At 73.1% G+C, this 22,340-nt stretch carries 20 protein-coding genes and 1 riboswitch; of the genes, 11 read left to right on the top strand and 9 right to left on the bottom strand.

From position 1 onward, the window contains the following. The first annotated feature begins 74 nt into the window (after positions 1-74). Together ACFYYN_RS02065 and ACFYYN_RS02060 are read left to right on the top strand one after the other, a co-directional pair. Positions 75-731, top strand: a complete 657-nt coding sequence (locus ACFYYN_RS02065; protein WP_500544344.1) for a DUF6230 family protein — start codon at positions 75-77, stop codon at positions 729-731. 20 nt (positions 732-751) lie between these two features. Beyond that, complete coding sequence (locus ACFYYN_RS02060; RefSeq protein ID WP_500544482.1) at positions 752-2,728, top strand: DUF6114 domain-containing protein; 1,977 nt, start codon at positions 752-754, stop codon at positions 2,726-2,728. Between the two features lie 178 nt (positions 2,729-2,906). On the opposite strand, the gene ACFYYN_RS02055 is transcribed toward ACFYYN_RS02060, so the two are convergent. Next, on the bottom strand, positions 2,907-3,125 hold the full coding sequence (locus ACFYYN_RS02055) for a DUF2277 domain-containing protein (RefSeq protein ID WP_431959213.1): 219 nt from the start codon (positions 3,123-3,125) through the stop codon (positions 2,907-2,909). Between the two features lie 25 nt (positions 3,126-3,150). Then, positions 3,151-3,534 carry a hypothetical protein gene (locus ACFYYN_RS02050; protein WP_500322645.1) on the bottom strand — a complete coding sequence of 128 codons (384 nt, stop codon included), beginning with the start codon at positions 3,532-3,534 and terminating at the stop codon, positions 3,151-3,153. A gap of 107 nt (positions 3,535-3,641) precedes the next feature. On the opposite strand from ACFYYN_RS02050, the gene ACFYYN_RS02045 reads away from it, so the two are divergent. From ACFYYN_RS02045 to ACFYYN_RS02035, 3 genes are all read left to right on the top strand, one after another. After that, positions 3,642-6,782 carry a DEAD/DEAH box helicase gene (locus ACFYYN_RS02045; protein WP_500544343.1) on the top strand — a complete coding sequence of 1,047 codons (3,141 nt, stop codon included), beginning with the start codon at positions 3,642-3,644 and terminating at the stop codon, positions 6,780-6,782. A 151-nt stretch (positions 6,783-6,933) separates the two neighbouring features. Then, complete coding sequence (locus ACFYYN_RS02040) at positions 6,934-7,446, top strand: hypothetical protein (RefSeq protein WP_500544342.1); 513 nt, start codon at positions 6,934-6,936, stop codon at positions 7,444-7,446. Between the two features lie 16 nt (positions 7,447-7,462). Next, positions 7,463-7,693 carry a hypothetical protein gene (locus ACFYYN_RS02035; protein ID WP_500436940.1) on the top strand — a complete coding sequence of 77 codons (231 nt, stop codon included), beginning with the start codon at positions 7,463-7,465 and terminating at the stop codon, positions 7,691-7,693. Between the two features lie 25 nt (positions 7,694-7,718). On the opposite strand, the gene ACFYYN_RS02030 is transcribed toward ACFYYN_RS02035, so the two are convergent. After that, positions 7,719-8,588, bottom strand: a complete 870-nt coding sequence (locus tag ACFYYN_RS02030; RefSeq protein WP_500544341.1) for a PfkB family carbohydrate kinase — start codon at positions 8,586-8,588, stop codon at positions 7,719-7,721. Between the two features lie 161 nt (positions 8,589-8,749). Between ACFYYN_RS02030 and ACFYYN_RS02025 the strand changes: the two genes are divergently transcribed. Together ACFYYN_RS02025 and ACFYYN_RS02020 are read left to right on the top strand one after the other, a co-directional pair. Further along, on the top strand, positions 8,750-9,514 hold the full coding sequence (locus ACFYYN_RS02025) for a DUF6227 family protein (RefSeq protein ID WP_500544340.1): 765 nt from the start codon (positions 8,750-8,752) through the stop codon (positions 9,512-9,514). A 111-nt stretch (positions 9,515-9,625) separates the two neighbouring features. Next, the gene (locus tag ACFYYN_RS02020) at positions 9,626-9,907 is read left to right on the top strand and encodes a hypothetical protein (RefSeq protein WP_499512596.1); all 282 of its coding nucleotides are present in this window, start codon (positions 9,626-9,628) and stop codon (positions 9,905-9,907) included. Positions 9,908-10,030: 123 nt separating this feature from the next. Here ACFYYN_RS02020 and ACFYYN_RS02015 read toward each other — a convergent pair whose 3' ends face one another. From ACFYYN_RS02015 to ACFYYN_RS02000, 4 genes are all read right to left on the bottom strand, one after another. Next, positions 10,031-10,987 (bottom strand): M23 family metallopeptidase, encoded by a 957-nt coding sequence (locus ACFYYN_RS02015; protein ID WP_500544481.1) that lies wholly within the window; start codon positions 10,985-10,987, stop codon positions 10,031-10,033. A 323-nt stretch (positions 10,988-11,310) separates the two neighbouring features. Continuing rightward, a riboswitch (cyclic di-AMP (ydaO/yuaA leader) is annotated at positions 11,311-11,450 on the bottom strand. A gap of 217 nt (positions 11,451-11,667) precedes the next feature. After that, positions 11,668-13,068, bottom strand: a complete 1,401-nt coding sequence (locus tag ACFYYN_RS02010; RefSeq protein ID WP_500544339.1) for an extracellular solute-binding protein — start codon at positions 13,066-13,068, stop codon at positions 11,668-11,670. Further along, a complete protein-coding gene (locus ACFYYN_RS02005) occupies positions 13,065-15,542 on the bottom strand; it encodes a caspase, EACC1-associated type (RefSeq protein ID WP_500544338.1) in 2,478 nt (825 codons plus the stop codon). Before ACFYYN_RS02005 ends, ACFYYN_RS02010 begins: the two co-directional genes overlap by 4 nt. A 53-nt stretch (positions 15,543-15,595) precedes the next feature. Next, complete coding sequence (locus ACFYYN_RS02000) at positions 15,596-15,964, bottom strand: effector-associated constant component EACC1 (protein ID WP_500359181.1); 369 nt, start codon at positions 15,962-15,964, stop codon at positions 15,596-15,598. 190 nt (positions 15,965-16,154) lie between these two features. Here ACFYYN_RS02000 and ACFYYN_RS01995 point away from each other — a divergent pair, with 190 nt between their 5' ends. From ACFYYN_RS01995 to ACFYYN_RS01985, 3 genes are read left to right on the top strand one after another with little or no spacing between them, the layout of a single operon-like run. Continuing rightward, on the top strand, positions 16,155-16,316 hold the full coding sequence (locus ACFYYN_RS01995) for a hypothetical protein (protein ID WP_500544337.1): 162 nt from the start codon (positions 16,155-16,157) through the stop codon (positions 16,314-16,316). Positions 16,317-16,351: 35 nt separating this feature from the next. Beyond that, positions 16,352-17,005: a hypothetical protein gene (locus tag ACFYYN_RS01990; protein WP_500544336.1), complete on the top strand. Its 654-nt coding sequence runs from the start codon at positions 16,352-16,354 to the stop codon at positions 17,003-17,005. Positions 17,006-17,064: 59 nt separating this feature from the next. Beyond that, entirely contained in the window at positions 17,065-17,949 is an 885-nt protein-coding gene (locus tag ACFYYN_RS01985; RefSeq protein WP_500533716.1) for a helix-turn-helix transcriptional regulator, read from the top strand. A gap of 69 nt (positions 17,950-18,018) precedes the next feature. Here the strand turns inward: ACFYYN_RS01985 and ACFYYN_RS01980 are convergent, their stop codons facing one another. Then, entirely contained in the window at positions 18,019-20,397 is a 2,379-nt protein-coding gene (locus ACFYYN_RS01980) for a DUF8508 domain-containing protein (protein ID WP_500544480.1), read from the bottom strand. 345 nt (positions 20,398-20,742) lie between these two features. Between ACFYYN_RS01980 and ACFYYN_RS01975 the strand changes: the two genes are divergently transcribed. Beyond that, positions 20,743-21,864 carry an Ig-like domain-containing protein gene (locus ACFYYN_RS01975; RefSeq protein ID WP_500544335.1) on the top strand — a complete coding sequence of 374 codons (1,122 nt, stop codon included), beginning with the start codon at positions 20,743-20,745 and terminating at the stop codon, positions 21,862-21,864. A 12-nt stretch (positions 21,865-21,876) separates the two neighbouring features. On the opposite strand, the gene ACFYYN_RS01970 is transcribed toward ACFYYN_RS01975, so the two are convergent. Then, positions 21,877-22,340: hypothetical protein (locus ACFYYN_RS01970; protein ID WP_500544334.1), on the bottom strand; the 464-nt coding region annotated here is incomplete at its 5' end.

The raw sequence follows: 22,340 nt of genomic DNA, 5'->3' as shown, positions 1-22,340 counted from the left end.
AGTGCGTACGACCATCGGGGTGATTACGTACCGCCCCCGAGCGACCGATCAGACTGTCCCACGGTTGACGGGACGTGCTGACCACCGAGCCCACCGGGTACCGGCCCGCCACGTCCCAGGCCGCCGTCGCCGTCTCCGGCCGCACCAGCTGGAAGCGGCTCGCCCTCGTCATGGTGCCGACCGTCGCGGCCGCGGGCGCCGTCGTCGCGAGCCTGGCCACCGGCGCGCTCGCCGCCTCCTTCGGGGTCTCGGCCAACTCCTTCACCGTCGCCGGAGAGAGCTTCCAGATCTCCTCCTCCCTCCTGGAGGGCGACGGCTTCGTCCAGTTCGGCGTCCTCGACCGGGGGCGTGACGCGGTCTACCCGGAGGCGCTGTCCGCCATCCGCCGGGCCACCCTGCACGACCTGTGCCAGTCCGTCGTCCAGCAGGTGCCGGTCATCGGCCCGGTCACGCTGCGGCTGACCGCGGACCCGGCGAGCGCCGACCGGCTGATCGCCGACGCCCACGACATCAAGGGCGACGCCGTCTTCGAGAACATCCACATCGGACAGGACGCCTCGACGGTGGACCAGGTCCCCGGCGTGCGGGGCCCGGCCGGGGCCTTCGCCCAGCAGGCGACCTCCATCCGCGTCCGCGACCTGCGGCAGACGAACCGGTCGGTCAGCGCGGCCACGTTCAGGCTGCCGGACCTGCACCTGCAGGTGCTGCGCGGCGACCACTCCTGCTTCTAGGAAAGGCCGCCGTGACCCGCATGCTGAGCCGCGCCGGAGCCCTCCGGTCCCGCTTCCGCGCCTGGCGCCGCAGCCGTCCCTTCTGGGCCGGCGTGTGGACCCTGCTCGCCGGTGTGGAGATCCTCTCCATCCCGCTCGCCCCGCTCGCGCTCATGATCCACGAGGGCATCGCCGGTGTCTCCGGCCTGCTCATGGGCGTCTTCCTGGTCATCCTGGGCCTCACCTTGTGGCTCGCCCCGCACTACCGCGCCTTCGCCGGCATCGCGACCCTGATCTTCTCCGTCGCCTCGCTCGTGCTGTCCAACTTCGGCGGCTTCCTGATCGGCTTCCTGCTGGGCGTCATCGGCGGGGCCATGGCCGTCAGCTGGGTACCGGACGGGGACGGCGACGGAGGCCGCGGCAGGCGCGCCCGGCCGGTGCCCGACTGGGGCGGCGGGCACGGCGGCACCACGGGGCCCGGCGCGGGCGCACCGCAGGGCGGCACCCCGGACGTCGCCCCGCCCCCGGCGGCCCCGCCCGCCGCCCCCGCAGGCGGTACGGAGCCGGCGCCGCCCACGGCCACGGGCTCCGCCTCAGGTCAGGACGCCCCAGGTCAGGACGGTGCGGGCACCCCAGCGGTCCGCTCGGCCGTCCGCAACCGCGCCGTACGGCTGCGGGCCATCGGCGCCCTCCCGGTCGGCGGGGCGCTGCTCGCCGGCGGACTGCAGCCGATGGCACCCATGGCCATGGCCCACGACGCCGGCGCCCCCAAGGGCGACGGCACCGCGAAGTCCGCCGAGGGCTACCGCAGCGCGGGCGAGGCCGTGTGCGACGTACTGGACGGCCTCTACCAGGCCCGCAACCCCACCGTGCACGGCACCGGCACCGGCACCGCGACCGGCAAGGCCAGGAACCACGCCCGGGGCGGGCTCCACGTCGGCGTCGAGGCGCAGGCCCCGCTCCCGGTCCGCGGCTCGCTCGACGTCTCGCCCGGCGGCACCCCGAGGGGCGCCGGCCCGAGCCCCGTACCGTCCCAGCGCGCGGCCCCGCAGCAGCCGTCGGGCGGGCTGCTCGGCGCGGTGGGCGACCTGCTGGGCCTGCGCGGCAAGCAGCCGTCGGCACGGGCACCGGCGCCGCGGCGGCCGGGCGCCACGCCGTACGCGCCGCCCGCACCCCGCGCGGGCGGGTCCGCCCGCCGTACCCGGCCCGAGGTCCCCGCGCCGTCCGCGGGCGCGCCGCCCACCGGCATCCTGTCCGGCAACAAGATCGGCCCCGACTCGCTGCTGGACCTGGTCGTCCCCCGCCACCCCTCCGACGGCGGCATGGACGAACCGCTCTCCCTGCTCCCCGCCCGCATCCGCCTGGGCACCCCCGACTCCCCCTGGTGCCTGCCGAAGGTCTCCCTGGAGCTGTCGATCGGCGCGGCCCGCTACCGCGACCGCGTCATCACCGCCGAGCAGCCGTTCCGCGTGCGCACCCCGCTGCTGGTCCTGACCGGGCTGACGTACCACGGCATCACCGCCGTCCCCACCCGCGCCGGCGCGGAACGCGTCCTGGTCTTCACCGCCTGGCGCGCCGACATCGCGAGCCTCCGCCAGACCGCGGGCCTGCTCTCCCCCGCCTGCGCCCGGCACCACGCCCGCGACTGGACCCCGCCCTTCCACGGCCTGCCCGGGATCGGCCTGCCGCTGCTGGACATGGGGCTGCCCGGCATCGGCCACGTCTCCCCCGAGCCGCCGCCGTGGGCCCCCTGCCAGGGCGAACTCGAGTCCGACGCCCGGCCCTGGAGCACCACGACCGCCACCGGACGCCCGGTCGTCCTGCTCACCCGAGTCCTCAGCGGCAACCTCCTCGGCCTGCTCCCGGTCACCTTCACCCCGGACACGCCGCCCCCGCTGCCGCCCGGGCTGACGATCCCCATCCCGGTCTTCTTCACGCAGGTCGTGGCGTACAACCAGCTGCTGACCGCGCAGCGGCTCACGATCCCCGGCCTGCACCAGCAGGCGTCACTCCGCTGACTGGCACACGACGGCGCTGGCCAGCAGCACGGCGGTGAGAGCGGTGACGACGAGGGCCCTACGGACAACGGACATGGCACACCTCAGTGCAGCGGCGGACTGTTTCGAGCAGGCCACAACCTACCGTCACCGACCCGACACTCACCGTCACGCCGCTGCAGGGAACCACTCGCAGGGACTAGGAGGCCTTCTGGCCCCGCACCTGGATCCCGTCCAGCAACTCCCGCGTGGCCGCCGCCACCGCGTCCACCGCCTCCTCGAACGCCTCCCGGTTGTGCGCCGCCGGCGCCCGGAACCCGGAGATCTTCCGCACGTACTGCAGGGCCGCGGCCCGGATGTCCTCTTCGCCGACCTCGGGCGTCATCGGCGGGCGCAGGGTCTTGATGCTTCGGCACATGGCTCCAGTGTGCCCGCACCCACTGTCACGCCCACCCTGCGCGCGGCCGCCGCCCCCACCACCAGCCGCCCTCACCGCCGGGCGCGGCCGCGTCCTCCACCGTCAGCTCGATGTACCGGCCGTCCACCTCCCCCAGCGACTCCCCGCACAACTCCGCCACCGGCCCCGGCAACCTCCGCACCAGCCCGGCCACCCCGTCCCGGCACACCAGCTCCCCCCGCGCCACCCCCCGCCCCGCCTCCAGCCCCCGCACCACCCGCTCCCACGCCTCCAAATGCCCCCGCACCTCCCGCAACACGCTCCCCTCCACCTCCCACAACGCCTCGTCCACCGCCCCGTACGGCGCCCTCCGCAACGCCTCCATCGCCTGCTCGAACCCATCCGTGACCGGCGTCTCGCTCTGCCTCATGGCCCCATGCTCCGCCCGCGGGGCGTGCGCGTCGCGCACTGGGCGCCACACGTGTCAGTCGCTCCTGTTAGAACTGGATCACGCCGATTCGCCTCAGGGGGGCCTACGTGACGAATCCGAACCACGACCTCGATCCCGTCTCCGGGCTGCACGAAAGGCTCATCACCGACAGCCTCGAAGAACGCATCAAGGCGCTCGGGGCCGACGGATGGAGCGCCGTCGACGAGGTCGTCGGCGGTGAGTCGGCGCCGCATGTGCTGTCCCGGCACATCGCGAGCAGGGTGGAGCGCGTCCTCACGGGGCTGACGCCGGCCGAGCAGGTGGTCGCCGCCAACCTCATCCTCGAGTCGATGAGCTCCCTCGAGGGCGCCCGGCAGGTGACGGACCTCATCTCCGACGGGCCGCGGCAGCTTCTGGCGCTGGCCGAGCGGGAGGCCGAGGGCGTCTACGCGATCCGCCCGGCGACCCCCCTCTCCGAGACCGCACTGATCACGAACTCCCCCGAGGACCCCAGCCTCGGTTACGAACTCCGCGCCGAACTGGCGACCGCGGACCGCGTCGACCTGCTCTGCGCCTTCGTCAAATGGCACGGCCTGCGGGTCCTGGAGCAGTCCCTCCGGGCAGCGCACGAGCGCGGCGTACCGATCCGCGTCATCACGACGACGTACGTCGGCGCCACCGAGCGCCGCGCCCTCGACCGCCTCGTCCGGGAGTTCGACGCCGAGGTGAAGGTCAACTACGAGCTGCGCTCCACCCGACTGCACGCCAAGGCGTGGCTCTTCCGGCGCAACACCGGCTACGACACGGCGTACGTGGGAAGTTCCAACCTCTCCAAGGCCGCACTGCTGGACGGCCTGGAGTGGAACGTGCGGCTGTCGTCGGTCGCCACGCCCAGCGTGCTGCGGAAGTTCGAGGCGACCTTCGACTCCTACTGGAGCGAGCCGGCATTCGAGTCGTACGACCCCGACCGGGACGCCGTGCGGCTCGACGAGGCACTCGCCACCGCGGGTGGCGGCAGCGCACCGGGCATCCTCGGACGCAGGCTCAGCCTCTCGGGTCTCGAGGTCCGCCCCTACCCGCACCAGCGCGACATGCTGGAGCGGCTCGAAGTGGAGCGCGAGGTCCACGATCGGCATCGGAACCTCCTGGTAGCCGCCACGGGGACGGGCAAGACCGTCATGGCCGCCCTCGACTACAAGCACCTGCGGCAGAAGCTCGGCCGGGACCTGAAGCTCCTCTTCGTCGCTCACCGCAAGGAGATCCTCGAGCAGTCCCTGCGCACCTACCAGGACGTGCTCGTCGACGCGAACTTCGGGGAACTCCTGGTCGGCGGCGAGATCCCGGACAACTGGACGCACGTCTTCGCGAGCGTCCAGTCCCTCAACACCCAGTCGCTCGACCGCTTCGCGCCCGACCACTTCGACGTCGTCGTGATCGACGAGTTCCACCACGGCGTCTCCCCCACCTACCGGAAGATCATCGACCACTTCGCCCCGCGCGAACTGCTGGCACTCACGGCGACCCCGGAGCGCATGGACGGGCACAAGGTCCAGGACGACTTCTTCGACGGACACATCGCGGCCGAGATGCGGCTGTGGGAAGCCCTCGAAAACGATCTCCTGAGCCCCTTCCACTACTTCGGCATCACCGACAACACTGACATGAGCGCCGTCGCGTGGAAGGCAGGCGCCTACGACCGCAACGGCCTTGACAACCTCTTCACCGGCAACGACGCTCGCGCACGCCTCGTCGTCCAGGCCGTCCGCGACAAGGTCACCGACCCCGGCTCCATGCGGGCCCTGGGCTTCTGCGTGTCCGTTGCGCACGCCGAGTTCATGGCCGGCTTCTTCTGCCGGGCCGGCCTCAAGGCCAAGGCCCTGTCAGGCGAGACGCCCCGGGACGTGCGGAAGGCCGCCCTGGAAGAGCTGAGGGCCGGGTCGCTGCAGATCCTGTTCTCCGTCGACCTCTTCAACGAGGGGCTGGACATCCCCGACGTCGACACGCTGCTGCTCCTGCGTCCCACGTCCAGCGCCACGGTGTTCCTGCAGCAGCTGGGACGCGGCCTGCGCCGCAGCGAAGGCAAGGCCGTCCTCACCGTCCTCGACTTCATCGGCCAGCACCGCAAGGAGTTCCGCTTCGAGGAGCAGTTCCGCGCGCTCACCAACTTCACGCGTAACCGGCTGCTGAGCAACATCGAGCACGACTTCCCCCAGCTCCCCTCCGGCTGCCAGATCATCCTTGAGCCCAAGGCCAAGGAACTCGTCATCGACAACATCCGCAGCCAGATCAACGTCAACGTCACCCAGTTGGCGCGTGAGGTCGCCACGTACGCGAGCCCCACACTGGCGGAGTACCTCGCGGAGAGCCGCCGCGAGGTCAAGGAGATCTACCGCGGCGGCAACTCCTGGACCGGCCTCCTCCGCCGGGCCAGGCTCCTGCCCGCCACCCACCCCGAGGGCGAGGCCGCGCTCCTCAAGCGCGTTCCCGCGTTCCTCCACGTCGACGACCCGGCCCGGATCGCCGCCTACCAGCAGGTGCTGGCCGACGACGCCCCCACGTACGACGAATTCGACCCGCGCGTGCAGGACTACGCCCGCATGCTCTTCTTCTCCCTGTGGCCCCTGGGCAACGGCTTCCCCACCTACCAGGACGGCCTGGACGCCCTCCATGCCCAGCCCCACGTCCGCGACGAACTCCGCCAGGTCCTCGCCCACGGCCTGGACCGCACCGACCACGTCCCCATCCCCCTCGGCGGGACACTCGGCGAACTGCCCCTGACCATCCACGCCTCCTACAGCCGCGAGGAGATCCTCCCGGCCTTGAGGCAGTCCGCACTGGGCGGCTTCCTGCCCGGGCATTTCCGGGAAGGCGTGAAGTGGTGCGAGTCGATTGGGACCGACGCGCTCTTCATCACGCTGGAGAAGGACGAGAAGGACTTCTCCCCGCAGACGCGCTATCACGACTACGCACGCAACGAGACCGAGTTCCACTGGGAGTCCCAGAACCAGACCTCCAGCACGTCCCCGACGGGTCTCCGCTACCAGCAGCACCGCGCCCGCGGCAGTCACGTCCTGCTCTTCGTCCGCCGCTACAAGAAGACGGACATCGGCGGCCCCCAGCCCTGGATGCTCCTCGGCCCGGCCGAATACGCCGAACACAAGGGCAGCAACCCCATGGGCATCGTCTGGCGCCTCCAGCACGAACTGCCCGCGGACGTCTGGACGTACTCCGCCATCGCCGCAGGCTGACGCCCCAACTCCTGTTGCGGAACTGATGCCTTAAGGTTCCTGCACCACTCCCCCGAGCGACCTTGTGTCACCGGCACGCAACACCACGTATCGCGCCGCGGGAGGGCGGCGTTTCCGATGCGTACGTAGGCAGCAAGCATCGGAGTGTCAAATGAGCCGTAATGAAGACCGCACCCTGCCGGTTCGGCGCGTTTTCGGGGGACGGGCCAGGCAGTGGGTCGCTTTGACGTCGACGGCCGTGACCGCTCTGGTGGCCGCGGCTGCGCCAGCATCGGCCACCGCTGTCGGATACGGCAAGGTGGGGAGCTTCTGCTTTGACGTGAAGGGTGTGCAGCTCTGCGCGCCGGGCGCCACGATCGGTCACATCATCAAGGGCCAGGGCCTGAGCATCACAAGGGAAGAAGCCTCCGTACAGGACATCTTCGGCGCGGACTCCGCAGGTGGAAAGTGGTGCAACTGGCGGATCGACTGGCGCTACGCGGACACCGACGGCAAGACATACCTCATTCGGCGGGGTCCCATGCACCACTCGTGCACTTTCATGAAGTCCGTAGGGCGTGTCGACAACTCTAGGCGGACGTTGAAGCACTACGGGAAAGCATGCGCAGACTTCTTCGCTAGCGGAGAGAAGCGCGGAACCCAGTGCCACAACATCGTCAAATGAGCGAGGCGGAACCCCGATGACCGATAAGTCGCCGAACGTACGAACAAGCCGGCTGCTGCGTTGGCTGCTGATGGCCGGGCTCAGCTACATGTTCGCGATGTTCATGGTCCTCGGCGGCTTGTCACTGCTGCCGAAACGCACCCAGATGACCGTGTCCGAGTCGGCGGTCGGCTGGCTCGTGCTCGGTGTCAGCGGGGTCCTGTTCGCCCTGATCGCCAACAAAACGAAGGACCGCGGGCGGTCCTGAACGACGGTCCCGGGAACGGACGGGCTCACGCCCGCATCCACGCACGCGTGCCGAACGAGGCGCAGGAGCGGGAGGCGATGTCGGCCGCGAAGGCGAGGGCGGTGTCGAAGGCGGGTGGGGTGAGGCGGGGGGTGATGTGGGCGGCGAGGTGGTGAGCGAGGGCGCCGTGGAGGACGTCGCCGGCGCCGAGGGTGTCGACGACGGGGGTGACGGCGGGGACGGGGATCTGCCCCTCGGGCCGGAGGATGGGGGACGGGCCCTGGGTGACGGCGGTCCAGCGGACGCCGGCGTCGTGGAGGTAGGCGAGGACCTCGGCCGGGGTCGAGGTGCCCGGGGGGTGGAAGTCGGCGGAGCAGACGGCGACGTCGACGTAGGGCAGCAGGGTGGGCGTGGCGGGGCGCCAGCTGCCCGCGTCCAGGAGGGTGGGGACCCCGGCGGCGCGGGCGAGGCGGGCGGCGGGCACGGCGAGGGCGGGGTGGTGGGCGTCGACGAGCACGACGTCGGCGTCGCCGACGAGGACGGAGAGGTCTCCGGGCGGGGACACGGAGGTCCCTGAGGCCACGTTGGTGGAGGCGACGGCGCGGTCGCCGGTGGCGGCGGTGACCAGGATGGTGGAGACCGCGGGGGGTTCGGGGGAGTCCGCGGTGAGATTGATGACGTCGACGCCGAGGGCCGCGAGGTCGGCGTCGATGGCGCCGGCGAGGGCGTGGCCGCCGAAGGCGGTGAGCAGGACGGCCTCGCCGCCGAGGTGGGCGAAGGTGGCGGCGGCGTTGGTCGCGGGGCCGCCGGCGGCGACGGTCTGGGTGCGGGCGGTGAGTTTCTCGTTCGGGGCCGGGACGTGGTCGACGAGGGTGATGACATCGAGGGTGCAGAGGCCTACGAAGAGTGCGCGCATGGGCGCATAGTGGCAGCAGGGAGCGTGCGTTTCGCGTCTTACGCGCCTCCTAAGGGTGGGGGTGCACCATTTTTCCGGGAGACCCGACGCGCAGAGCGTCGATGCCACTACGCTGAGTGCTCGCAATGGTGCGCGGGGAATGCCGTGAGCAGGAGGACCGCATGGGGAACGCGCGACCAGGTGGGGCGGGTCCGGCGGACGTCGAGGTGGTGCTGGCCAGGGCGCAGAACGCCTTCGACGTCGACGACCGCGTGCTGGGGCGGCTGGCCACCGCGCTGATGGGCTGCACGGAGCTGGCGTCCATCCGCCAGCGCAAGGGCCCGCCGCGCAGGCTGAGCCGCAGGACCTTGCGGCACACGTTCCTGCTGGCCGACGGCAGTACGCAGCTGCTGTGGGAGATCGAGCACAACACCGGCCCGGGCGACGACGAACCGCTGTACGAGGTGTACTCCGACCCGGACGAGCTGGCCGCCGCCCAGCACGCGATCGACGCCCGCTTCGGCGAGCCCTCTCCGGAGGAGCTGGAGGCGGAGGCCGCGGACTGGCTGGCGCGGCTGCCGCAGATGGCGATGGACCTGACGCCCGGGCCCCGGCAGTACACGGCGGACCACTCCGCGGAGCACGCGTGGCGGGTGCTCCGGCGGGCCGAGAACACGGACGTACCGGGCGAGGAGCTGCGCAGCCGGCTGGGTTCGGCGGTGGGCCACGACATCGCGTACGTCACCGGGCGGCACACGCGGATCGGCACCGGCCGGGTCGCCGGCTGGACGCTGTACGAGCACGCCTTCCTGCTCGAGACCGGCGAGGAGATCAGCCTCTGGGAGGTCGAGCACACGATGACCCCCGACGGACGTCCGGTGTGCGAGGTGTACTCCGACGAGACGGCGGCGTGCGACTCGGCGGACGTCCGGCTGGAGGCTCTCTAGCCTCGCCGGCCTCGTCGCCGGACCCCGGGCGGGACCCCGGCCGGATTGCGGCCGGGGTGCAGCCGGAGGAAATTGGGGCGTAGGCGTGTCGGTGGGAAGCGGGAGGTCCCCATGCCGGTCCTGGCGGAGGTCGAGTTCCCCGGTGTGACGGCCCTGCAGTACGAGGAGGCGAACCACCGCGCGGGGTTCGGGCCCGAGCATCCTCCCGCGGGGCTGCTCTCGCATGCCGCCGTGATCACCAACGAGGGTCTGCGGCTGGTGAACGTCTGGCAGTCCGCGCAGGCGCTCGAGGCCTTCATGGAGATCATGTTGCCCGCCGCCAAGGAGTCCGGTTTCCCCGAACCGAGCGGACCGCCGAGGATCGCGGAGCTCTACAACTTCGTCGTCCCGTAAGCGTTCGCAGACGTCCCGTGGGCATCCCGTATGGGCGTCTCGTGGGCGTCCCGCGAAACGGACCGGCGGCCCTGGGTGACGGGGGGTGTCACCAGGACCGCCGGAGTCCGTGGGGCCGGTCGCTCAGACGGACAGGCCCTTACTGCGCAGCCAGCCCATCGGGCCGATCGGGTCGCCGCCACCGGGGCGCACCTCGAGGTGCAGGTGCGGGCCCGTGACGTTGCCCGTCGCGCCGACACGGCCGATGGTGTCACCCGTGTTGACCTTGCCGGAGGTGACGATCATCGAGGAGAGGTGGCAGTACCAGAGCTCGGTGCCGTCGTCGAGGGTCAGGATGATCCGGTAGCCGTACGAACCCGCCCACCCGGCCTCGGTGATGGTGCCGCTGTGGATGGCCTTGACCGGGGTGCCGGTGGGGGCGGCGAAGTCCTGGCCGGTGTGGGTGTTGGCCCACAGCGAGCTGGACTCGCCGAAGCCGGCGGTCAGCGTGTACGAGGTGACCGGCTTGACGAAGCTCTTGGCGAGCTCGGCCAGGCGGGCGGCCTCGAGCTTCTTCGCGGCCTCCGCCACGGCCTTCTTCTTGGCGGCGGCCTCAGCGCGGACCCGCTCCGCCGCCGCGGACTTGGCGGCCTTGGCCGCCGCCTCCTGCTGTGCGGCGTTCCTGGCGGACCGGTCGGCGGCGTTCCGCTGCTGCTGGGCCTGGTCGAGGATGCGGTTGCGCAGGGCCTCACCCGCGTCGGGGCTGAGTGCCTCGGCGACCTGCTTGGCCTCGGGCGCGCTGTCGTCGCCGACGAGCGCTCCGATGCCGGGCAGGTGGGACACCTCGGGCAAGGAGACGGGGAGCGGGTTCTTGCCCTCGGCGGTGGCGACCCCTCCGACGCCCAGCACGGCCACGGCCGCGACCCCGAAGACGGCCGAACCGCGGCCCATGGAGCGCTGCTTGGCGACGCGGTGCCGGGCGCGACGGGGGCCGGCGGACTCCTCGGTGGGGTTCCACGGCTCGGCCTGCGGGCCCTCGTAGGGCGCGCTCTCGAAGGTGTCGGGGTCCTCGAGGTCCCCCGTACCGTCGAAGGCCTCGATGTGCTCGGGGAGGGGCTGGGCGGGTGCGGGGGCAGCGGCCTCGGGCGCCTCATAGCCCGCGGCCTCGTAGCCCGCGGACGTGGTGTCGTGGGAGGTCGTCGCCTCGGCGGCTGCCGCGTCGAACCAGCCGGCGGCCATGTTCCACTGGCCGGTGTCCCAGCCGTCGATCGCGTTCTTCGTCGGCGGTGCCTGCTCGGCTGCCGGGGGATTCCAGCCGGCGGCGATGTTCCACTCGGCGGTGTCCCACTCGGAGTACGCGGTTGCGGACCCCTGTTGCTGCCCGGGTATCAGGGCAGGCTCGTTCGACGCCACGCGGGCGCGCTCCTTTCCTTCCTTCTCGCCTACCGGGTTAGCTGACGGGTTCGGAGCAGGAAGGTCTCCTACGAGGACCGCGGAGGGCCCCCGATTCACCCCAGGAAGTGGTTCCCCGGTTCCCGCGGACGGGATTCGGCAAGCGCACGGCGCCGCCCTGTCGGCGGCGGGATGACCGCGCTGCGTTATCGAACGTTAATAGAGGCGCCCGCCAATTCCAAGCCACTCAAGCGAGTTCATGACGGGAATCTATGGGGATGGACAGGACATACGTGGACATTGGGCCGTGACTGCCGTGACCTACGGGAAATGTGAGTGTGCATCAGTCGTTATGCGGAAGGGAGTGCCGCGCTCACGAGGAGTGATGGTCACCCCGGACCCCGGCCGCCGAGCGCGCGCCCCAGACGGCCGCCCAGACGCTCCGCCGTGGCGTCGGCGCTGCGGTGCGTCGCGAGCATTCCGTGCACTTCACGCTGCAGGACCCGGGTGAACGTGACGTAGTGCGCGGTCGCCGGACGGGCCCTGGCGGCCTGCAGCGCGCACCACAGCACGGTCGTGTAACCGGGGGTCGCGACGGACGGCGAGGGCGAGGGCTCCGAGCCGTGCCCCGCGGGACGGTCGTGGAACCATGCACGGGGGTCGTGAGGATCGTCACAGTTGACATCCCCGGCTCCGTATGCAGACCGCCGCGCGGGGGCGAAACCCGCCCCGAGCAGGGCATGTTGGGCGCCGCGTCCGGTCAGGAAGCGGATCAGGTCCGCGGCGTCGTCCGGGCGGTCGCTGGTCGCCGCCACCCCCAGGCTCTGACCGCCGAGGGCGGCGACGCCGGGGAGCCGGGCCACACCGAAGCGGACACCGGGGGCGAGGGTGGCGTCGAGCCGGTTGTAGGCGTAGGGCCAGTTGCGCATCAGCACGCTCTGACCCTCGGTGAACTGGGCGAGCGTGACGGACTCGTCGGCCTCCAGGGACTCCGGGTTGAGGTTGTTGGCGGCACCCAGCCGGCCGAGCTCATCCAGGCCCTCGCGCAGCCCGTCCTCGGTGCCGATGTAGCGGCCGTCGCCGTCGACGAGTGCGACGCCCGCGGTCCAGAAGGCTTCCAGGGTGTTGACGGTCAGCCCCTCGTACGCGCGCAGCTGGGTGGTGTAGGCGGGGTGGCCGAGCGGGCGGACGTCGGCGAGCAGGTCGCTGATCTTGGCGTAGCCGCGCAGGTCGGCGGGGCGGCGACCGGCCTTGGCGAGGTCGTCGGTGCGGTAGTAGAGCAGGCCGACGTCGGTGTTGAAGGGCACCGTGTACGTGCGGCCCTTCCAGCGGCCCGCGTCCGCGGCCTGGGGCAGGAAGTCCCCGTCGACGAGGGCGGGGTCGAGCGGGCGCAGCAGCCCGCTGTCGGCGAACTCGGGGATCCAGCTGATGTCGAGGTTGACCACGTCGTACGCGGCGGTGCCGGACTGGAAGGCGCCGATCAGCTCGCTGCGCTGCTCGTCGGAGGCGGAGGGGAGCTCGACGAGCCGGGCGGGCCGGTCCGGGTTGCGCCGGTTCCACGCGTCGATCAGCGCACGGCGGACCCCGGGCTGCCCGCCGGCGGTGAGGTCGGCGTCGCTGGCGACGATCAGCGGCCGGGAGCGGTCGGGTGCCGGGCCCGGCGCCGCGGCGGGGCCGCTGCAGGCCGCGACGGCCAGCAGGAGCAGGACGCCCAGGGTGCGGCGCCGGCGGCGGACGGAGCGCGGGGGCGGGAGGGTGCCGCCCGTGCTCCTGGGGCCCGGGGCTGTCATGACCCTCCCGAGGTGAGGCGGGTGATCGTCTCCGCGACCCGGTCCGGAAGGTCCTGCGTGGCCGCCAGGCAGGCGCCGCCGCCCTCCGTCACCGCCTTGTTGAAGCGCAGCGAGCAGCCGTAGCTCTCCAGGGAGACCACCAGTACGGGGACGTCCACGTCCGGCGGCTCCGCTCGGGCACTGTCCTCGTCGTCGGTGATGAGGACGATCAGGGCGCCGGGGGAGTCGGCGAGCGCGCGGGACCACCGGCGCAGGGCGGCGGCCACGGGCGCGTCCCGCTCGACCGGTGCCAGCGCGCGGATCGCGGCGTCCCGCGAGGCCGCGTCGTTCGGCCCCGGCGCCAGCAGGGTGCGGCCGGGCACCGCGGCGATGCCGTACCGGTAGCCGGACGCGCGGGCCAGGACGGAGCGCACGACGGAGACGTTCGCCCCGGAGTAGGAAGAGCTGGAGACGTCGACGGCGAAGAGGACGTCGCGCCGGGTGCCGGTGGCCTCGCCGTGGTCCCGCAGGGCGGCCTCGATGGCCCTCCTGGTGGGCGGTGCGCCGCCCGTCGGCGGATCGGCGACGAAGATCGCGCTGTCCAGCGGGGTGTCGCCGGCCGCGGCCGTCCCGGTGACGTCCGTGCGGAAGCCCTGTGCGGCCAGGGCCCGTTGTCCCGGACCGGAGCGCAGCCAGGCGGCGAGCCGGTGCACCGCCTCGGCACGTACGGCGCGGTCGGCCCGGCCGGTCTCCCAGGTCACCGGCACGAGGGTGAGGTCCAGGGGTGGCACGTCGGCGGGGTAGTAGGCGGTGTAGGGGTCGGACTGGTTGCCCAGGCACGGGGGACGGGACTCCAGGGCCGGGGTGACGAGGCCGGCGAGGGTGGACTCGGCGATGACAAGGGCCTGTTGGGTGCCTCGCCGTTCGACCAGCCAGGTGCGGGCGGAACAGGCCAGGGCCCGGTCGTCCGCAGGGGGCACGGCGTCGGTGGTGACCCGGGTGCCCGGCGTCAGGTGCAGCAGCTGGTCCAGGGCGGCGTCCGAGGAGTGCGGTTCGGCGCTGCGGACGACCACGTCCTGCGCGTGGGCGGCGTCGACCAGTTGCTGCGCGGTGCTGCCGGTGCGCCCGACGCCCTCCAGGGAGGTGGTCGCGGCGAGGACGGCCGGGGAGTGCGCGAGGGTGACCGGCCGGCCGAGGGCGACGACGCTCTCCGGACGCCGGGTCTCGGCCAGCACCTGGGTGGGGGCGGTGCCGGCCGCCGGTATCCACACGTCCGGGTGCGGCCCGACGTCCCGCAGCGGCAGCGCGCAGTCCCCGCCGTCCTCGCAGGCGCGTTCCGGTTCGGCCCAGGCGGCGGAGGCGCGGAAGGCGGCGAGGGTGCGGTCGGTGGGGGCCGCGTACACGGTGGTGTTGATCTGGCCGCAGCCCTCGGGCCGGCCGCCGAGGGCTGCGGTGGTGCCGGCGGCGTCGCTGTCCTGGAAGGCGTCGAGCACGGAGGTGAGCGCTGCGCGGGTCTCCGGCGAGGTGAGCACCCGCAGTTCGAGCGGGGCGGGGCACAGCGGTGCCGGGCGGTGCGCCCACGTCCAGCCGGTGACGGCGCCCGCGAGCAGGGCCAGGGCGGTGCCGGCGCCCACGGCCCGGTGCCAGAGCGGCTGGTGGGGTCCCGCCGTCCACGTCCAGGTGAAGCCGGCGTACTGGGCGAGCCGGCGCAAGGGCGTCAGCCAGCGGGTCCCGCGGGCGGGGCGCGGGGTCAGCCGGGCCTGCGACAGGACGGTGTCGCCGGCGCTGTTGCTGGAGCGCTCGGTCGGGAACCAGGGGTCGTAGTCCACCCGCTCGTCGAGCGTGGCGGCGTACTCCCCGGCCAGTTCGTGCAGCCGGACCCCGAGACGCTGCACGGTGACCGGGTCGTACGGGTCGGTGCCCTCGGTCAGCACCCGGACCAGGGCCCCGGTGAAGGGCGTCGGGTCGATGCCGTCGCCCTTGTGGATGCGGGAGCCGACGGCCGACGAGGTGATCAGGGAGAACGGCCGCTCGGGCAGCGGCACCAGGCCGGCGTTGCCGGAGTAGCAGCAGTCCAGGACGAGGACGACACGCTCGGCCCGCGAGGAGGCGAGCAGCCTCAGCAGGTCCCGGTACGGGATGCCGTCGAGGCGGGCGCCGTCCTTGGTGGACTCCCGGGTCATCAGGTACAGCTCGGGCTCCCCGGTGCCGAGGTCGACGTAGCCGTGCCCGGTGAAGTGGACCAGCAGCAGGTCCTGGGCCTGGGCGGCCGCGGTGCCGATCAGCCGCAGCGCGCGGTCGCGGGTGCGCGGCTCGGCGAGGGTCTCCACGGTCCGCGGGATGAACCGGCCGTGCGCGCCGGAGACGAGCGCGGCCCGCAGCCGCGCCACGTTGGCCCTGGCGGAGGGGATGTTGGAGAAGTCACGGGCGTGCTCGTACTGGGACACCCCGATCAGGACCGCCCGCGACCGGGACGCGAACGGTTCGTACGGCATGCCCGCCGGACCTCCCCAGGGCCGTCTTCCTCCGGATCGGGTTCTCCCCGGATCTAGTTCTCCAGCGTCTGGCGGATGCGGGCCGCCATCGCCTCCAGTTCGCCACGGGTCAGGGCGTCCCGGCCGGTCAGGACGCACTCCACGTCCCCGGCGCGGACGGTGACGCTGAGCGAGTCGCCGGGCTGGTTGCGCAGGTGGTTGCGCAGGGCGCGGAGCAGTGTGAGCGCGGTGGCCTGCAGCGTCTCCTGGAGGATCATGAGGAGCAGGTCGTAGGCGACGCCCATGCTCTCGTCCGCGGGCCGCTCCCTGCGGACGACCAGCGGCGCCAGTTCCTCCTCGGCCCGCAGCCAGACCTCCAGTCTGCGCAGGTCCTCGGCCGGGTCCTTGCCGCCCTCCAGCTCGATGGTCACGTACGTGTCCATGACGCCTCCCCTCATTCCCAGCCTACGCTGACGTACCGTCATTCACACCGGTCGTGCGGGGAGTTGTGTGTAACGGGCAGGAAATCGGGGCGGGCCGGGCGCCGAGGCGCCCTACCCCGGCGGCGGCCCGGTGCGTCATGATGCCCGAGTACCCCCCGTACGGGGGATTCGCCCGATCTTGGAGGCCGCAATGAAACTGGGCAGGGCACTGGCGAACGGCTACGCGGAGGAGACGGACGAGGAGCTCACGGGCCGGGAGCGGGTCGTGGACGAGGAGAAGGCCCCCGCCGGCCGGGCCCCGGACGCCGCCCCGGCCCCCGCGGCGGAGCCCGCCGAGGCCGCGGCACGGTGAGGTTCGCCCGCCGGTTGCCCGAGGAACGGCCGGCGGTGCCCCCCACGGGGTACAAGCTGGCCTTCCCGATGCTGGCGCACGACGGCGCCCGCGTGGGCTTCCGGGGCGTGTCGCTGGGCGGGCGGATCGTGTACGGCGCCCTCGACGACGCCGTGTGCGGCTACGGGCGGCGGCACGGCAGCCCGGCCCGGGGTTGCGACTGCGGGTTCTACTGCCTGCACACGGCCGCCGAGGCACAGGCCCTGACCTGCGCGACGGACTGCCGGGACGCGGTGGTGCTCCAGGTGAGCGTGCTGGGCGCGTACACCCGGTACGAGCGCGGGACGCGCTACGCCCGGCAGCGGGTGCGCACCGTGCGCATGGGCGCCTGCCGGTGCGGGCGGGCCGCCCGGGTGTTCGTGCGCGACGGCACCGGGCTGCCGGGCTGGCGTGCGCTGACGGCGTCCTGCCGGCGCTGCGCCGCGGGGCTGTGGGTGCTGCGGCCGGCGGAGTTCGCGCGGCTGGCCGGGCCCTGGGTGAACGTGACCGGCGAACCGCCCGGGCCGGGCGCCGCCGAGGAAGCGCTGCACGAGGAACCGCTGCACGAGGAGCTGCTGGTGGAGGCGGAACGGCTCAGGGAGGTGCTGGACCGCTTCCAGGAGCGGCTGGAACGGCTGGACCGCCTGGAGGAGAGGCCTCCGTCCGGGTAGCCGCCGGCGGGTCCGGCCGCGCCGGGCCGCCTCATGATCGGCCGCCCATACTGGAACACATGGAGCACAACGCCGAGCTCAGGGACTTCCTGCGGGCCCGCAGGAACCGGCTGAGCCCGCAGGACGCCGGCATCACCGTCAGCGGTGCGCCGCGCCGTGTGCCGGGGTTGCGGCGGGAGGAGCTGGCGCGGCTGGCCGGGGTGAGCACCGATTACTACACCCGTTTGGAGCAGGGCAGGCACCTGAATGTCTCGGAGGCGGTGCTGGACGCCGTCGCCCGTGCCCTGCGACTGGACGCGGCCGAGCGCGCGTACCTCTTCGAGCTGGCGCGGCACCGCACCCCGCCCCGCCGCAGGCCGCAGCGGCCGCAACGGGTGCGCCCCGAGGTCCACCGCGTGCTGGACCTGCTGGGCGACCGCACCCCCGTGTTCGTCATCGGCCGCCGCACGGACGTGCTGGCCGCGAACCGGCTGGCCCGCACGCTGATCACCGACTTCGACGCGCTGCCGCACCGCGACCGCAACCTCGCCCGCTTCATGTTCCTCGACGACGCGGCCCGCGACCTGTACCGGGAGTGGGACAAGCACGCCGCCGAGGCGGTCGCCGCCCTCCGCCTGGACGCGGCGCGCCACCCCGACGACCCCGGGCTGACCGAGCTGGTCGGCGAGCTGACCATCAAGAGCGCCGAGTTCCGCGCCTGGTGGGCCGACCACAACGTGCGGCAGAGGTTGCACGGGGTGAAGCTCTACCACCACCCCGTCGTCGGCGACCTCACCCTGTCGTACGAGCACGTCCTCTTTCCCGGCGACAGCGACCAGCTCGTGTGCATCCACACGGCCGAGCCCGGCTCCACCTCCGAGGCGGCCCTGCAGCTGCTGGCCGCCTGGACCGGCGCCGACACGCCCGCCAGCGGGTTCCCCGACCCGGAGCCCGACCCCCGGTGACGCGCTGACGCCGTGACGCCGCGAGGGCGGCACCGGCGTCGCGCCGGTGCCGCCCTCGGCAGGGGTGCGTCAGCAGCCGTCCGGCTTGATGCGGACGATCTGCGGGTCGTGGTCGCTCGCCTGGTCGGCGAACTCCGCGTTGATGTGCACCACGTCGTAGTCGAAGTCGCGCAGCGCCGGGCTGAGCAGGATGTGGTCCAGCGACTGCGAGTTGCCCTCGTAGACGTAGGTGTAGCGCTCGGACTTCGGCAGCGTGGTCAGCAGGTCCTTCAGCACGCCGCCCGAGGTGAGGGTGGACACCGTGCCGGAGAACTCGTAGTCGTTGAGGTCGCCGAGGACCACGACGTTGGCGTCCCGGTCGGCCGCGAGCAGCGACTTCACGAAGGTGTTGACCTCGGTGGCCTGCAGCTTCCGCTGGGTCTCGGAGCTGCGCACCGGCTGCTGGTTGACGCTGTGCAGGGGCTGGTCGCCGCCCTTGGAGTTGAAGTGGTTGGCGATGACGAAGACCGGCTTCCCGTGGAAGCGGAACTCGCCGACCAGCGGCTTGCGGCTGGCGTTCCAGGCCTCGCTGCCCGGGTTGATCCGGCCCGGGGAGACCGACAGCTCCGCGCCCTTGCGGGTCTTGACCGCCTTGACCGCGGTGGTGGCGTCGCCGCCGGCGCGGTCGGTGAACTGCACGCGGTGCGGGTTGAAGAGGAAGACCTGGCGGATGTTGCCGCCGGGCTCACCGCCGTCGGTGTCGTTCGTGGGGTCCACGGAGCGCCAGCTGTAGCGGGGGCCGCCGGCTGCGACGATGGCGTCGATGAACTTCTGCACCGTCTGGTCGGCGGCCACCGTGCCGTCGTCGGTGGCGCCGTTGTTGTCCTGGATCTCCTCCAGCGCCACGATGTCGGGCGAGGAGAGGCTGGTGACGACGCCGTCGGCGAGCCGCGCGAACTTGTCCGCGGGGTCGGCGGGGTCGAGGTTCTCCACGTTGTAGGTGGCGACCGCGAGCTCGCCGCCCTTCTGCTTGCGGGTCACCTCGCGCTTGAGGCCGTTGTCGACCAGCGTGCCCAGCTGCGTGGCCTGGAGGTTGTAGCCGCCGAAGCCGTCGTAGTCGATCGCTCCGGTGGTGGTGCCGGCCAGCTTGTCGCCGACGTCGGCGGTCGGGACGTCGGTGCCCGCGCCGATCGACATGACCTTGATGCGGCCGGTGTTGGGCTGGGCGTACGAGCCGTACACCGTGCCGCCGCGGCGGGTGGGGTTCTCGGCCGGCTTCACCGTCACCCAGACCTCGTGGTACTGGGTGGTGCCGCCGACGACGCGGGCGTCGGAGAACCGCGCCAGCTCGCCCTCGTGGGCCTCGTAGAAGTCCAGCGCGTACCCGGCCGGGTCGAGCGGCAGGCCCTCGATGCTGCCGCCGCCGGCGTCGGGCGCGTACGCCGCCGGGACGGTGGAGGCGTCCAGCGTGACGGGCGCGGGCAGGGCGTTGCCGGCCGAGAGCACGGTGGCGGTCGGGCCGGTGACCTCGGTGACCGACTGGCTGCCGGTGCCCGGGTAGTACTCGGAGACCTTGCCGGTCACCAGCACCTTGTCGCCGACGGCGACGGTGGGCGTGACGGAGCCGGTGTAGACGAACACGGCCTCGCTGGTGCGGGCGTCGGTGTCGGCCTCGGGGTCCTGGATCCAGTAGCCCTTGGAGCCGGTGGTCCGCACGCCGGTCACGATGCCGGGGACCCTGGTGACGGTCTGGCCCTTGAGCGGGGAGACCCGGGTGGTGCCCTGGATGTCGTGGATCCGGGTGGTGCCGGGCTCGGTCGGCTCGGGGGTGGGCGTCGGGTCCGGGGTGCCACCGCCCGGGGTCTGCCCGGCGGCGTTGACCGGGGTCGGCGCGCCGGCGGTGAGGTCGGCGGCGTTGTCGTCGGTGTCGGCCAGGGACGCGCCGCGGGCGACGGCGGCGGTGTTGCTCGCGCCGGCGGCGGGGCCGCTGCCCTCGCGCACGACCGCGGTGCCGAAGCCGACGAGGTCGACCACGCGCGGGTCGGCGGTGCAGTCGGCGGCGGTGATGCAGGTCAGCGGGGTGGTGCCGTTGACCAGGGCGATGGTGCCCGAGGTGGCGCTCATGGCGATGGAGCCACTGGCGTCGGCGGCCGGCAGGGGCGTCGTGCCGCCGGTGCCGGCGGACTCCGACACGAGGTAGCGGCCGCCGGGGGCGATCGACCCGGCCAGCGCGGTCGCCTGCCACTTGGAGGAGGCGGACGGCGTACCGGGCAGGTACTGCACGCTGAAACCGGCCAGGTCGTAGGCGGCCGAACCGGCGTTCGCGAGCTCCACGAAGTCGTTGGTCAGCGTCGCGCCGGAGTTGCCGCCACCGCCGTACACCTCGGCGACGACCGCCTCGCTGGAGGGGGTCGCGTGGGCGGCGGGCAGCCCGGTCAGCACGACGGACGCGGCGATTCCGGTCGATATGAGCGCGAGCGCCGCGGCGCGGCTGCGGTGTCGGCTCGGTCTGGCGATCGGCACGAGGGTTTCTCCTATCGGGTCCAACAGCCCGTCAACCACGGGCAGCGCACGGCGGACCGGCTCAAGTTACGCGCGTAGAAGCGGACATGACAAGGGCAATGAGGTTAATTCTGCGAGTCCGCCGTGGCGTAACCGCGACACCGGACCCACCGGTGGAGGCCCTGGCGCGGACGCGCCACCGTTCGGGCGACCCCCCGATGGGTCACCCGGCGCGCCGGGACCGGCGGGGATTGCCACATTGATGACGTCCCGTCAGTACCGGTCGCCCCACCTCATCCCGCGGAGCCCGACGTGCGCCCACCCCTCGGACGGCCCGGCCGCCGCCACCTGCCCGCCCTCGCCGCCGCCCTGCTCGCGGCCGCCACCGTCCTGCTCACCCCCGGCACCGCCGCCCCGGCCCCGGGCTGCGCCCCGGTCGCCTACGCCGGCACCGGCGCGCCCGGCCACGGCGGGGACGGCGCCGCCGCCACCGCGGCCACCCTGCACGACCCGGCCGGGCTCGCCACCGACACCGCGGGCCGCCTCTACATCGCCGACTCCGCCAGCCGCGCCGTCCGCCGCGTCACCCCGGGCGCGGCCGGCGCCGCACCCGTCATCACGACCTTCGCGACCACCGACTTCGCCCCGTACGGCCTGGCCGTCGGCCCGGACGGCACGGTCTACGTCTCCGGCGAGGGCAAGGCCGTCTCCGTGGGTGCCGAGGGCCACCGGACGACCACGCTGCTCACCGAGGCCGGACGGCACGACGCCATCGCCGTCGGCGGCGACCGCTCCGTGTACGTCTCGGGCGGCGTGGCCGGCGGACTGCGGCGGCTCCCACCCGGCGGCAAGGCACCGGTCCGCTCCTTCCCCGGCGCCACCGTCGACGCCCTCGCCACCGACCGGGCCGGCACCGTCTACGCCGTCGTCGACGGCCGCGTCCGGCGCCTCGACCGCGACGGCCGCGTCACCCCCGTACCGGGCACCGCCCGGGTCTCCTCGGGCGAGGTCCACGGGCTGGCGGTCACGGAGGACGGCTCCCTCTTCTACCCCTCCCCGCGCACCCGCTGGGGCACCGCCCTGGCCCCGGACGGGCGGCTGTACGTCTCCGACCCCACCGCCCACCGCGTCTGGGTCGTCCCCCGCCCCGTCCTCGTACCGGGCCTGCTGCGCGTCACCTCCGGCCCGCACGGCCACGCCACCGGCGACGTCCTCAAGGGCGTCAGCGGCAGCGGTACGGCCGTCACCGCCCACAGCGAACCCGTGCGGGGCGTCGTCGTCCAGCAGGGCAACGGCCTCTTCTCCTACACCCCGTACGAGGACTTCTCCGGCACCGACGCGTTCACCGCCACCATCACCGACGCCTGCCACAACGCGACGACCCGCACCGTCCTGGTGCGGGTCGTCGCGAAACCCCTGCCGCGCGCCGGATGACGCGCGGCCGCGTCAGCCGCGCGCCTCGGCCACGGCGGCGCCGAGGGCCTCCTTGATACGCGGCCCCAGCCGGGCGAAGCCGAGCTCCTTCATCGCGGCACGCAGCAGTTCGTCGTCCGACCGCTTCTCGCCGTCGCCGTCGATCCACCGCACCAGCGCGGTCAGTTCCTCCGCCGAGTACGCCGTCACGGCCTTCCCCGGCGTGATCGACGGCTTCCGCGGCCGCCGTCCGACCGGGTTCGCCGCGGCGGGCTCCTCCTCCGCCTCGGCGGGAGCAGGTGCCTCCACCGTCACGGGCTCCGCGACGGCTTCCGCCTCGGGCTCGGGCTCGGGCTCGACTACGGGGGCCTCCTCGACCACCGGCGCCTCGGCGACAGGTTCCGCCTCGGCGGGAGCAGGTGCCTCCACCGTCACGGGCTCCGCGACGGCTTCCGCCTCGGGCTCGGGCTCGGGCTCGGCGGCAGGCGCTGGCTCGG

Source organism: Streptomyces sp. NPDC001902 (assembly GCF_042891295.1).
Lineage (GTDB): Bacteria > Actinomycetota > Actinomycetes > Streptomycetales > Streptomycetaceae > Actinacidiphila.
The sequence above is the reverse complement of the archived record's forward strand: the minus strand, read 5'-3'. Positions and strand labels throughout refer to the sequence as shown.

Bases quoted from the DNA above. Each gene is read 5' to 3' on its own strand.
- ACFYYN_RS02060 (WP_500544482.1), top strand. From the start codon at position 752: ATGCTGAGCCGCGCCGGAGCCCTCCGGTCCCGCTTCCGCGCCTGGCGC.
- ACFYYN_RS02055 (WP_431959213.1), bottom strand. From the start codon at position 3,125: ATGTGCCGAAGCATCAAGACCCTGCGCCCGCCGATGACGCCCGAGGTC.
- ACFYYN_RS02050 (WP_500322645.1), bottom strand. From the start codon at position 3,534: ATGAGGCAGAGCGAGACGCCGGTCACGGATGGGTTCGAGCAGGCGATG.
- ACFYYN_RS02040 (WP_500544342.1), top strand. From the start codon at position 6,934: ATGAGCCGTAATGAAGACCGCACCCTGCCGGTTCGGCGCGTTTTCGGG.
- ACFYYN_RS02035 (WP_500436940.1), top strand. From the start codon at position 7,463: ATGACCGATAAGTCGCCGAACGTACGAACAAGCCGGCTGCTGCGTTGG.
- ACFYYN_RS02030 (WP_500544341.1), bottom strand. From the start codon at position 8,588: ATGCGCGCACTCTTCGTAGGCCTCTGCACCCTCGATGTCATCACCCTC.
- ACFYYN_RS02025 (WP_500544340.1), top strand. From the start codon at position 8,750: ATGGGGAACGCGCGACCAGGTGGGGCGGGTCCGGCGGACGTCGAGGTG.
- ACFYYN_RS02020 (WP_499512596.1), top strand. From the start codon at position 9,626: ATGCCGGTCCTGGCGGAGGTCGAGTTCCCCGGTGTGACGGCCCTGCAG.
- ACFYYN_RS02010 (WP_500544339.1), bottom strand. From the start codon at position 13,068: ATGACAGCCCCGGGCCCCAGGAGCACGGGCGGCACCCTCCCGCCCCCG.
- ACFYYN_RS02005 (WP_500544338.1), bottom strand. From the start codon at position 15,542: ATGCCGTACGAACCGTTCGCGTCCCGGTCGCGGGCGGTCCTGATCGGG.
- ACFYYN_RS02000 (WP_500359181.1), bottom strand. From the start codon at position 15,964: ATGGACACGTACGTGACCATCGAGCTGGAGGGCGGCAAGGACCCGGCC.
- ACFYYN_RS01995 (WP_500544337.1), top strand. From the start codon at position 16,155: ATGAAACTGGGCAGGGCACTGGCGAACGGCTACGCGGAGGAGACGGAC.
- ACFYYN_RS01985 (WP_500533716.1), top strand. From the start codon at position 17,065: ATGGAGCACAACGCCGAGCTCAGGGACTTCCTGCGGGCCCGCAGGAAC.